General features: G+C 71.4%; 11 protein-coding genes. 2 read left to right on the forward strand and 9 right to left on the reverse strand.

What is annotated here, in order from left to right; translation table 11 throughout:
• Positions 1-7: 7 nt before the first annotated feature.
• Entirely contained in the window at positions 8-2,581 is a 2,574-nt protein-coding gene (locus ACH4MY_RS15360) for an FHA domain-containing protein (protein WP_398002785.1), read from the reverse strand.
• Positions 2,582-2,812: 231 nt separating this feature from the next.
• On the opposite strand from ACH4MY_RS15360, the gene serB reads away from it, so the two are divergent.
• Entirely contained in the window at positions 2,813-4,027 is a 1,215-nt protein-coding gene (gene serB / locus ACH4MY_RS15365) for a phosphoserine phosphatase SerB (protein ID WP_398002788.1), read from the forward strand.
• A gap of 154 nt (positions 4,028-4,181) precedes the next feature.
• On the opposite strand, the gene ACH4MY_RS15370 is transcribed toward serB, so the two are convergent.
• The 4 genes from ACH4MY_RS15370 to ACH4MY_RS15385 form a co-directional block, all read right to left on the reverse strand.
• Entirely contained in the window at positions 4,182-4,700 is a 519-nt protein-coding gene (locus tag ACH4MY_RS15370; RefSeq protein ID WP_398002791.1) for a SixA phosphatase family protein, read from the reverse strand.
• A gap of 35 nt (positions 4,701-4,735) precedes the next feature.
• On the reverse strand, positions 4,736-4,939 hold the full coding sequence (locus tag ACH4MY_RS15375; RefSeq protein ID WP_398002794.1) for a hypothetical protein: 204 nt from the start codon (positions 4,937-4,939) through the stop codon (positions 4,736-4,738).
• A 156-nt stretch (positions 4,940-5,095) separates the two neighbouring features.
• Positions 5,096-5,212 (reverse strand): SGM_5486 family transporter-associated protein, encoded by a 117-nt coding sequence (locus ACH4MY_RS15380; RefSeq protein WP_398002797.1) that lies wholly within the window; start codon positions 5,210-5,212, stop codon positions 5,096-5,098.
• 17 nt (positions 5,213-5,229) lie between these two features.
• Complete coding sequence (locus ACH4MY_RS15385; RefSeq protein ID WP_398002800.1) at positions 5,230-6,606, reverse strand: CynX/NimT family MFS transporter; 1,377 nt, start codon at positions 6,604-6,606, stop codon at positions 5,230-5,232.
• Positions 6,607-6,669: 63 nt separating this feature from the next.
• On the opposite strand from ACH4MY_RS15385, the gene ACH4MY_RS15390 reads away from it, so the two are divergent.
• Positions 6,670-7,383 carry a FadR/GntR family transcriptional regulator gene (locus ACH4MY_RS15390; protein WP_398002803.1) on the forward strand — a complete coding sequence of 238 codons (714 nt, stop codon included), beginning with the start codon at positions 6,670-6,672 and terminating at the stop codon, positions 7,381-7,383.
• Here the strand turns inward: ACH4MY_RS15390 and ACH4MY_RS15395 are convergent.
• From ACH4MY_RS15395 to ACH4MY_RS15410, 4 genes are all read right to left on the reverse strand, one after another.
• Positions 7,328-7,738, reverse strand: coding sequence for a hypothetical protein (locus ACH4MY_RS15395; RefSeq protein WP_398002806.1), 411 nt, complete (start codon positions 7,736-7,738; stop codon positions 7,328-7,330). The genes ACH4MY_RS15390 and ACH4MY_RS15395 overlap by 56 nt on opposite strands.
• 161 nt (positions 7,739-7,899) lie before the next feature.
• Positions 7,900-8,676 carry an enoyl-ACP reductase FabI gene (gene fabI, locus ACH4MY_RS15400; protein ID WP_327161292.1) on the reverse strand — a complete coding sequence of 259 codons (777 nt, stop codon included), beginning with the start codon at positions 8,674-8,676 and terminating at the stop codon, positions 7,900-7,902.
• A gap of 5 nt (positions 8,677-8,681) precedes the next feature.
• Positions 8,682-9,386 carry a 3-oxoacyl-[acyl-carrier-protein] reductase gene (gene fabG, locus ACH4MY_RS15405; RefSeq protein WP_398002809.1) on the reverse strand — a complete coding sequence of 235 codons (705 nt, stop codon included), beginning with the start codon at positions 9,384-9,386 and terminating at the stop codon, positions 8,682-8,684.
• A gap of 190 nt (positions 9,387-9,576) precedes the next feature.
• A complete protein-coding gene (locus tag ACH4MY_RS15410; RefSeq protein WP_398002812.1) occupies positions 9,577-11,334 on the reverse strand; it encodes a hypothetical protein in 1,758 nt (585 codons plus the stop codon).

Raw genomic sequence — 11,334 nt, forward strand, 5'->3', positions numbered from 1 at the left:
CAGCTGATCACTTGCGCATGACCTCGGGCTCGTGGCGGCGCAGCAGTCGCGCCACGGCGACGCAGCAGACGGCCGCCATGAACAGCTGGATGCCGAGGTCGAGGCTCCACTGGCCGACCGTGTGCTCCCAGAGCGGGTCGGTGTCCGTGGGGTTCTTCGGGTCCCACGGCGGCATCAGACGGGCCAGGTCGAGGGTGGTGCCGGCACCGGCGATGCCCCAGCGGGAGGGCATGAGCCAGGCGAACTGCTCCAGGCCGGGCGAGCTGTAGACCTGGAAGAGGATGCCGGTGAACACGACCTGGATGATCGCGAACATGACCAGGAGCGGCATGGTCTTCTCGGCGGTCTTCACCAGCGCGGAGATGACCAGGCCGAACATCATCGAGGTGAGGCCCAGGGCGATGACCTGGATGCACAGCTCGACGGCCGGGGGCATGAACAGGCCCTCCTCGGGCAGCGCCCGGGTGGAGAAGCCGATGCCGCAGATGATGACGCCCTGGAAGGCCGTGATCAGGCCGAGCACGATGACCTTGGACATCAGGTACGCCGAGCGGGAGAGGCCGGTGGCCCGCTCGCGTTCGTAGATGACCCGTTCCTTGATCAGCTCTCGGACGGAGTTGGCCGCGCCGCTGAAGCACATGCCGACCGCGAGGATCAGCATGATCGTGCCGGCGTCGCCGTTGAAGCGGGACGGCGCCTTGGGCGAGCCGAGGCCGAAGTCGGCCGGGATGACCACCGAGACCGCGCCGAGGACGGCGGGCAGGATGACCATCAGGCCCAGGAAGCCCTTGTCGGAGGCGATGACGGAGACGTAGCGGCGGATCAGGGTCCACAGCTGGGAGCCCCAGCCCTGCGGCTTCGGCGGCCGGGACATCGCCTGCTGCGGCATCTGGACCGGCTGCGCGGCGACGGCGTCGATGTCCGCGGCGTACATCTGGTAGTGCTGCGAGCCCTTCCAGCGGCCCGCCCAGTCGTAGTCGCGGTAGTTCTCGAAGGCGGAGAAGACATCGGCCCAGGTGGAGTAGCCGAAGAAGTTCAGCGCCTCCTCCGGCGGACCGAAGTACGCCACCGAGCCGCCGGGGGCCATCACGAGGAGCTTGTCGCAGAGGCCCAGCTCGGCCACCGAGTGGGTGACGACGAGGACCGTACGGCCGTCGTCGGCGAGCCCGCGGAGCAGCTGCATGACATCGCGGTCCATGCCCGGGTCGAGGCCGGAGGTCGGCTCGTCCAGGAAGATCAGCGACGGCTTGGTGAGGAGCTCCAGGGCGACCGAGACGCGCTTGCGCTGACCACCGGAGAGGGAGGTGACCTTCTTCTCCCGGTGGATGTCGAGCTTGAGCTCGCGCAGCACCTCGTCGATCCGGGCCTCGCGCTCGACCTCGGCGGTGTCGCCGGGGAAGCGGAGCTTGGCCGCGTAGCGCAGCGCCTTCTGGACGGTCAGCTCCTTGTGCAGGATGTCGTCCTGCGGGACCAGACCGATGCGCTGGCGCAGCTCGGCGAACTGCTTGTAGAGGCTTCGGTTGTCGTAGAGGACATCGCCCTCGTTGGCCGGGCGGTAGCCGGTCAGCGCCTTGAGCAGCGTGGACTTTCCGGAACCGGACGGGCCGATGACGCCGATGAGCGACTTCTCCGGGACGCCGAAGGTGACGTCCTTGAGGATCTGCTTGCCGCCTTCGACCGTGACCGTGAGGTGGCGGGCCGAGAAGGAGACCGAGCCGGTGTCGACGAACTCCTCGAGCTGGCCGCCGACGAGCCGGAAGGTCGAGTGACCGACACCGACGATGTCCTGCGGGCCGAGGAGGGCGGTGCCGCCCTTGGTGATCGGCTGGCCGTTGACGTACGTGCCGTTGTGCGAGCCGAGGTCGCGGATCTCGAAGCGTCCGTCGGGCGTCGCGTGGAACTCGGCGTGGTGCCGCGAGACCTGGAGGTCGGAGACGACCAGCTCGTTCTCGAGGGCACGGCCGATGCGCATGACATGGCCGAGTGCCAGCTGGTGGAACGTGGTGGGGCTGCGGTCGGCGTACGCCGACGACGCACCCGCGGGGGCGCCGGGCCGGCCGTGTCCCTGCTGGTGCGGGACCTGCTGCTGGGGCGCCTGCCGCGGCACGTGCGGCGGGGCCGGCTGCTGCCAGTTCGGCTGCTGCGGAGCCTGATGCTGCGGCGGGGCCTGGTGCGTGATCCACTCGGCCTGCTCTGCGGCCTGATGGGCGGGGACCTGATGGGCCGGCGCCTGGGGCGCGGCCTGCTGGTGGGCCGCCTGCGCCTGCTGCTGGGCCGGGGCACCAGCGAGATTCAGCCGCGGGCCGTCGGTCGCGTTGCCGAGGTGGACGGCCGAACCGGGGCCGATCTCCACCTGGTGGATCCGCTGCCCCTGCAGGAACGTGCCGTTGGTCGAGCCGTGGTCCTCGATGACCCAACTCCGACCGCCCCAGCTGATGGTGGCGTGACGCCACGAGACCCTGGCGTCGTCGATCACCAGGTCGCCCTGCGGGTCGCGGCCGAGGGTGTACGACCTGGACGGATCGAGCGTCCAGGTCCTGCCGTTCAATTCCAGTACGAGTTCTGGCACTCCATGCCCCACTACTTGTCCCCCGATGTACCCCCGTCGCTGGGAGTCCAGGGATGGCGAATCATCCTGGGGAACTATTTCAGGCCCGGTCCCGTATCGGAAAGTCGGGCCGTGTGAAGACCCGGCGGACAAGCCCCGGGAACCGTTTCGGGGTGCTTTCGGGCGAGGCCGCGACCACTCGGGTGTCCGCTGGGCGGGACGGGGGGTCGGGTGGCACGCGGTGCCCGATACGGTGGAAGCACCATGAGCGCATCGCAGACCTCAGACGTTCCCACCCTTCTCGTCAAGATCTTCGGGAAGGACCGTCCCGGGATCACCGCGGGACTCTTCGACACCCTCGCCGCCTACTCCGTCGACGTCGTGGACATCGAGCAGGTGGTCTCCCGGGGCCGCCTCGTCCTGTGCGCGCTCGTCACCGAGCCGACCGTCGCCTCGCAGGGCGAGCTCAGGGCCACCGTGCACAGCTGGGCCGAGTCGCTGAAGCTCCAGGCGGAGATCATCTCCGGCACGGGCGACAACCGTCCCCGGGGCGAGGGCCGCTCTCACGTCACCGTGCTCGGCAACCCGATCACCGCGGAGCAGACGGCTGCCATAGCGGCCAGGATCGCGGAGAGCGGCGGCAACATCGACCGTATCTTCCGGCTGGCGAAGTACCCGGTCACCGCCGTCGAGTTCGCCGTCTCCGGCTGTGAGACGGAGCTGCTGCGGACCGCGCTCGCCACCGAGGCGCACACCATCGGCGTCGACGTGGCCGTGGTCTCCGCCGGGCTGCACCGGCGGGCCCAGCGGCTCGTCGTCATGGACGTCGACTCGACGCTGATCCAGGACGAGGTGATCGAGCTCTTCGCGGCGCACGCCGGCTGCGAGGACAAGGTCGCCGAGGTGACGGCGGCCGCGATGCGCGGCGAGCTGGACTTCGAGCAGTCGCTGCACGCGCGCGTGGAGCTGCTCGCCGGACTCGACGCCTCGGTGGTCGACAAGGTCCGTGCCGAGGTGCGGTTGACGCCCGGGGCCCGGACCCTGATCCGTACGCTGAAGCGCCTCGGCTACCAGGTCGGCGTCGTCTCCGGCGGGTTCACCCAGGTCACGGACGATCTGAAGGAGCGGCTCGGGCTGGACTTCGCCTCGGCCAACACCCTGGAGATCGTGGACGGCAAGCTCACCGGCCGGGTGACCGGCGAGATCGTGGACCGGGCGGGCAAGGCGCGGCTGCTGCGCCGGTTCGCCACGGAGGCGGGCGTGCCGCTGGCGCAGACCGTGGCGATCGGCGACGGGGCGAACGACCTGGACATGCTGAACGCGGCCGGTCTCGGCGTGGCGTTCAACGCGAAGCCGGTGGTGCGCAGGGCGGCGGACACGGCGGTGAACGTGCCCTTCCTGGACACCGTGCTGTACCTGCTGGGGATCACCCGCGAAGAGGTCGAGGCGGCGGACGGCGGCGAGGACCTGCTGCACTGAATCGCAGAGGAGAGGGCCCGGTCGTCCGCTGACGACCGGGCCCTTTCCCGTACGGCTGGGGCCCCCTCGTACTGCCCGGGCGCCTCGTGCGGCCGGACGCCTCGAACGGCCGAGTCGCCTCGCACGGCCGAGCCGCACGGGTCGGGCGTGCCGATCAGGCGTGCGGGGTCCAGAAGTCGACGAGTCGTCCGGCGCCGTGCTCCAGGGATTTCCAGGAGCCGTTGAAGGTGAGGACGGCGAAGGCGGAGGTCGGGAAGCCGCTGCGGCTCATCCGGGCCAGGAGGTCGCCCTCCGCGTCGCCGGCGAGGGCGTCGGCGAGGGCGTGCATCCCGGGGTTGTGGCCGATGACCAGGATGTCGGAGACGTCTTCCGAGGTCTCGTTGAGCAGGGCGATGAGCTCGCCGAGCGAGGCCTCGTACAGCCGGTCCTCGTACACGGTCTTGGGGCGCTCCGGCAGTGCCTGCACGGCCAGCTTCCAGGTCTCGCGTGTTCTGGTGGCGGTCGAGCAGAGGGCCAGGTCGAAGGCGATGCCGGTCTCGGCGAGCCTGCGGCCCGCCACGGGGGCGTCCGCGCGGCCCCGGTCGGCGAGGGGGCGCTCGTGGTCGGACTCCTGGTTCCAGTCCGCCTTCGCGTGTCGAAGCAGCACGATCCTGCGGGGTGTGTCGACGCTCATGGTCATCAGCTTCGCACGAAACGGCTCACACCGACTCAGAGAGAGAGCGTTTGCCGGATCCGCTCCAGGACCCGGCCGGCCCCGGCGTCACCCAGGGGCGCATGGACCTCACCCGACCCGGTCATGAGCAGCAGAAGGGCGAGGAAAGCGGCCGCCGGAAGGGCGAGGGCCCACCAGGGCAGCCGGGTGTCGACGCCGGTCGCGGCCGGTCGGACGCGGGTGTACGTACGGGCCGTCATGACCGCCTCCGTGGGTGAGAGCTCGCTTTCCCTGTTGTCTCCAACCTAGGGATCGCGGGCTCGTCGGCCCATCCGGTGATCCACCCACTTCACCCTGACACCCGCCCCCTAGGGGATACGGGGGTCAGCCCTACCCCGGGTCGGGGTGAGCCCGTCTCACGGGGAGGCGATCGAGGCGATCACGGAGATGACGAGCGTGATGCCGATCATCGCGCCGAAGACGAGGAGCAGCTTCTTCTGGCCGTTCGGGGGATTGGGTTCGAGAACTGGCATGGCGACAGTCTCGCATCTCAGCATTCGTCCTCGACCGTCCGGTCCCTGCCCGCCAGGGTGCCGACGATCATCTGCGGCACCATCAGACCGCCCATGAGGGCGATCGGCAGTCCCCAGCCTCCGCTGTGCTGGTAGAGCACGCCGACGAGGAGCGGTCCGGGGATGGAGATGAGGTAGCCGACGCTCTGCGCGAAGGCGGAGAGCCGGACGACTCCGGCGCCGCTGCGCGAGCGCATGCCGATCATGGTGAGGGCGAGCGGGAACGAGCAGTTGGAGATGCCGAGCAGCACGGCCCAGACCCAGGCTCCGGAGGCCGGGGCGAGGAAGAGGCCGGTGTAGCCGCTGAGGCCGCACAGGCCGAGCGCGACGACGATCGGACCCTGGTTCCTCATCCGGGTGGCGAGGCGCGGGATCACGAAGGCGAGCGGGACGCCCATGACCATCGTGACGGCGAGGAGCACGCCCGCGGTGGAGGCGGGGACGCCGGAGTCGCGGAAGATCTGCGGCATCCAGCCCATGGTGATGTAGGCGCCGGTGGCCTGGAGTCCGAAGAAGCAGCCGAGGGCCCAGGCGGTGCGGCTGCGGGTGATGCGCAGCGGGGCGGCGGCGGTCTTCTCGGCCGTGGTCCCGGCCGTGGCTCCGGCCTTGCTCTTGTTCCCGACGTCGGTGCCGGTGCCGGTGCTCGTACGCATGCCCGTACCGGCGGTGGCGCGGTCGCGGACGAGCGGGATCCAGGGCAGGACGGCCAGCGCGGCGACGGCCGCCCAGACGCCGAGGCCGATGCGCCAGTCCCCGCCGAGGGCCTGGGTCATCGGGACGGTCGCGGCCGCCGCGATGGACGTGCCAAGGGCGAGGGCCAGGGAGTAGAGGCCGGTCATGCTGCCGATGCGGTCGGGGAAGTACCGCTTGACGATGACCGGCATCAGGACGTTGCTGACGGCGATGCCCATGAGGGCGAGGGCGCTGGCGGCGAGAAAGCCGACCGTGCCGCCGGCGAAGGGCCGCAGGGCGAGGCCCGCGAAGATCGCGGCCATGCCGGCGCAGACGACGGCCGCGGGGCCGAAGCGCCGGGCGAGGCGCGGGGCCGTGATGCCGAAGACCGCGAAGCAGAGCGGCGGTACGGAGGTGAGGACGCCGGCGACCGTGCCGCTCATGTGGAGGTCCGCGCTGACCTCTTCGAGGAGCGCGCCGAGGCTGGTGATGGCGGGGCGCAGGTTCAGCGCCGCCAGGACGAGTCCGAGCGTGACGAGGCCGAGGGTCCAGCGGTGCGCCCGGCCCGGTGCGGGAGAATCTCCGGCGGTGGCGGCCGCTCCGGGCGGCGCCACGGTGGCCGCCGGAGCGAGGGTTCCGGCAGGTCGTGCGGTGGGTTCGAGGGTCTTGGGCTCGTCAGGCATGAGGCCATCATAGAATCATGGGATGATTGGTTGTCCAATCTCGAACGAATGGGAAGGTGCTTCATGGCCCTCGGCCACCCCCGGCGCGCAGGCCTCTCCGATCAGGTGATCACCGAGCTGCGGAACCAGATCACCTCCGGCGAGTGGCCGGTGGGTTCACGCATCCCGACCGAACCCGAGCTGGTCGAACAGCTGGGAGTGGCCCGCAACACCGTGCGCGAGGCGGTACGGGCACTCGCGCACAACGGGCTGCTCGACATCCGCCAGGGCTCCGGGACGTACGTCGTCGCCACCAGCGAACTGGCCGGCGTCATGCACCGGCGCTTCGCCGGCTCCGACCCCCGGCACGTGGCCGAGCTGCGCTCGACCCTGGAGTCCGCGGCCGCCCGGTTCGCCGCCGGGCGGCGCACCGAGCGCGATCTGAAGCAGCTGAACGCCCTGCTCGTACGGCGCGAGGAGGCGTGGGAGTCCGGCGACGCGGAGCGGTTCGTGACCGTCGACGCCGCCTTCCACCACGCGGTCGTCGCCGCCTCGGGCAACGAGGTGCTCACGGAGCTCTACGCGGACCTGGGCGATCTGCTGCGGGACTGGCTCCGGGACGACGTGGGGCAGGTACTGCGGCCCGAGAACCACATGGACCACGCGCGCCTGGTGGACGCGATCCGGGACGGCGACGCGGAGCGGGCCGGTACGGAAGCGGCCGGTTACCCCTTCCTGTGCCTCAGGAGCCCCGTACCGGAGCCGGCTCCGGAGGCCGGTCCGCCGGCTGGTGGGTGAGCCAGGCGGACCGGACCTCCTTCCAGCAGCGGCCGGTGAGCGTGCCGTAGTCGGCGGGGCCGACGTCCACGGGGGCGCTGTCGCTGTCGACGTCCCACCAGCGCTCGCACTCGACGTGGAGGCGGACCCGGTCCGTGCCCGGGTAGGGGTTCTGGCAGTGGGCGGTGACGCGGGAGCCCTGGACGACGGTGCGGCAGGAGGCGCCGAAGTTCTCCCGTTCCTCTGCCGGCGGGGTGGTGACGGGGAGCTCCTCGGCCGGAGCCGGGGCGGCCCGCACCTCGGCGGCGACGGCGATCCCGGTGAGCAGAACGGCGACGGAGGCGAACGCGCCGAACCCGTGACGTATCGCGCGCATGCCCGTACCTCCTCCCCATCAGCAGCAGGAACATCACGCTCTGCCTCAGTCTGGGGTGATTCGCGCGACTTTTCGAGTCGGGCAGGAGTTGCGGAACGACGAGGGCCGTGTGCTGCCCCCGAGGGAGCGGCACACGGCCCTTTCGTGTCGTGGAGAAGCGGTTACGCGCCGATCGCGTGCAGACCGCCGTCGACGTGGACGATCTCGCCCGTCGTCTTCGGGAACCAGTCGGAGAGCAGCGCCACGACGCCCTTGCCCGCCGGCTCCGGGTCGGCCAGGTTCCACTCCAGCGGGGAACGGCTGTCCCACACCGCGGCCAGCTCGCTGAAGCCCGGGATGGACTTGGCGGCCATCGAACCGATCGGACCCGCCGAGATCAGGTTGCAGCGGATGTTCTGCTTGCCCAGGTCGCGGGCCATGTAGCGGCTGGTGGCCTCAAGGGCGGCCTTGGCCGGACCCATCCAGTCGTACTGCGGCCAGGCGTACTGCGCGTCGAAGGTGAGGCCGACGACGGCGCCGCCCTCCGTCATCAGCGGCAGCAGCGACGTCGTCAGCGACTTCAGCGAGAAGGCGGAGACGTGCATGGCCGTGGCGACCGACTCGAACGGCGTGTTGAGGAAGTTGCCGCCGAGCGCGTCCTGCGGGGCGAAGCCGATCGAGTGCACGATGCCGTCGAGACGGTCACCGAGGTGCTCGCGGACCTGGCCCTCCAGACGCGCGAGGTGCTCGTCGTTGGAGACGTCGAGCTCGAGGACCTTGACGTTCTCGGGCTTGGGAAGCTTCTTGGCGATGCGCTCCGTCAGCGACGGACGCGGCCAGGCGGTGAGGATGATCTCCGCACCCTGCTCCTGGGCCAGCTTCGCGGTGTGGAAGGCGATGGAGGACTCCATCAGCACACCGGTGATCAGGATGCGCTTGCCCTCGAGAATTCCGCTCATGGTGATCAGTGACCCATGCCCAATCCGCCGTCAACCGGGATGACGGCTCCAGTGATGTACGAGGCGTCGTCGGAGGCGAGGAACTTCACCGCGGCGGCGATCTCCTCCGGCTGGGCGTAACGGCCCAGCGGCACCTGGGACACGATGCCCGCGCGCTGCTCGTCGGTGAGCACCGCGGTCATGTCGGTGTCGACGAAACCAGGGGCGACGACGTTGAAGGTGATGTTGCGGGAGCCCAGCTCACGCGCGAGGGAGCGGGCGAAGCCCACCAGGCCGGCCTTGGAGGCGGCGTAGTTGGCCTGGCCCGCGGAGCCCAGCAGACCGACGACCGAGGAGATCAGGACGACGCGGCCCTTCTTGGCGCGCAGCATCCCGCGGTTGGCACGCTTGACGACCCGGAAGGTGCCGGTGAGGTTGGTGTCGACGACGGAGGTGAAGTCCTCCTCGGACATCCGCATGAGGAGCTGGTCCTTCGTCACGCCGGCGTTGGCCACGAGGACCTCCACCGGACCGTGCCGCTCCTCGATCTCCTTGTACGCCTGATCGACCTGCTCACCGTCGGTGATGTCGCACTTGACGGCCAGGAAGCCGGCCGGCGGCTCACCCGACCGGTACGTGATCGCGACCTTGTCGCCGGCCTCGGCGAACGCGCGGGCGATGGCGAGGCCGATGCCCCGGTTTCCTCCGGTGACGAGAACCGAGCGGCTCAACGGATCACCCTTTCGATAGCGGTCTGGTATCCGAAAACCTATCGGTACAGCCACCGACATGAGGAATCGAGCTCCGACAGTGGCGTACGGGTGTCGCTGTCGGGTCCCTACAGCTCGGGGGCGGCGCGGGGTGGCTCCCCGGGGGCCCGGCCGTCGTCCCGCACCCTCTCTGACGTGGCCCTCCGTGGTGCTACGGGGCGCGCAGATCCGCCTGGGAGAGCTCGGCGCAGAGCTCGTCGAGTGTCCGGTCGTACAGCACGGACCGGTGCGCGAGCACGTTCCGCGCGTCGACGAGGAGCCGCAGCAGCGCCGCGTCGCGCGGCGGCAGGGCGAGGGCTCCGCCGATGTGGGCGCTCAGCAGCTCGCCCACCTGAAGCTCCAGGAACGCCCGCTCCGGATCACGGCCCAGGTACGCGGGGGGACGGGCGGCGTAGCCGGCGACGAGGGTGGCCACCGGGCGGTTGAGGTGACCGAGTGCCCGTACGGCGAGACGCTGGCGGGCCTCCTCGATCCACGGCGTCAGGATCCGGTGCTGTGCCTGGGAGACCAGTGCGGTGAGGCGGTCCTCCGCCTCACCGGTGGTCGCGGCCGGGGCCGCCGGGTGCCAGGAGGCCACGTGGGCGCGGAGCCGGCCCTCCCAGGAGACGACGGCGCCCCTGGCCCAGGCCTGGCGCAGTTCCGCGCCCGGCCGCAGCAGGGCGCCGATCCGCCGCAGGGGCGGGCAGTCGGCCGGGACGGGGCCCGGCGTCCGGGCGAGGCAGTGTCCGAGCGTGCTGCCCAGGGTGTGCCGCGTGCCGTCCCATTCCAGGGCGAGCAGCCGTGCGAGCTCCAGGTCGGGGCCGCAGACCTCCACGACGGTCTCGGAGCGCACCGCGCGGCGGATCCGCTCCGCGAGCGGGTCACGGTGGCGGTGGCGGTCGCGGCGGGAGGCGTCGGGCGTGTGGTCGAGGATCGGGGCGATCGCGGTGGCGGTGTCGAGCCTGTCGAGCGCTCCCCACCACCAGTGCACGGCCGTGTCGCCGAGGCCGTGCCGGAGCTCGTCGGGGAGTGATTCCGGCAGGTCGCGGAGGCGGGCGACGACCAGGAGCCGGGGGCGCTCGGCCGGCGGGAGTCCGGCGCTCTTGACGGCGGCGGCGAGCGAGCGGAAGAGACGCTCGACCGCGGTGCCGGGCGGGCCGTCGGGGGCGCCGGTACGCGCGCCCGTGCTCGTACTCGTGCCGGCTCCCGTGCCCGGGCCCGTGCCGGTGCCCGCGCCCGTGCTCGTACTCGTACTCGTACCTCTGTCGTGTTCCGATTCCGCCCAGGCGCGGATGCCGACGACGGGGCGGCGGTCCCGGCCCGGGGCGACCAGGGTCGCCACGGCCTCGTCGGCGTCGACCGAGAGTTCCTTGCCGAGGCGGGCGAGGAGGCCGTGCGGGTCGTGCCGGGAGCCGGTGGGCTCCTTGCGGGGTGCCGGAACGCGGGGCGGGGCGCCGTCCAGGGACCAGCCGAGGTCGAGGTCGAAGCCGTCGTCGGACAGGTCGAGGAAGGGCAGTTCGTCGGTGTCGGCCCAGCCGTCGGTGTCCGCCCGGCCCCGCGTGTCCGCCCTGCCCTGCGTGTCCGCCCGCCCGTCGGTGTCCGCCCTCCCGTCGGGTTCCGCCCACGGGTCGGACTCCCCCACGGCCGGCTCGGGCTCCGCCACAGCCGGCTCGGGCTCCGCCACGCGCGCGCGTGGCGGGGCAGGAGGCGGGGGCGGAGGCGGTACGTCGACATGCACCGGAGTGGCCGACAGCACCCCTCGGTACAGCTCGTCCGCGAACCCCGACTCCACCATCGCGTCCGTGACCAGCCAGAGGCAGTTGAGTCCGGCCGCCAGATCGGCGGCCGTCCCGCGCAGCTGCGCGCGTACCCCCGGCAGCTCTCCCGGACGGACGACGTACGCCCCCGTCCGCGTCTCCGCCCCCGTCAC

The sequence above is a fragment of the Streptomyces sp. NPDC017246 genome (genome assembly GCF_044331325.1).
In the GTDB taxonomy this organism is placed as follows: Bacteria; Actinomycetota; Actinomycetes; order Streptomycetales; family Streptomycetaceae; genus Streptomyces.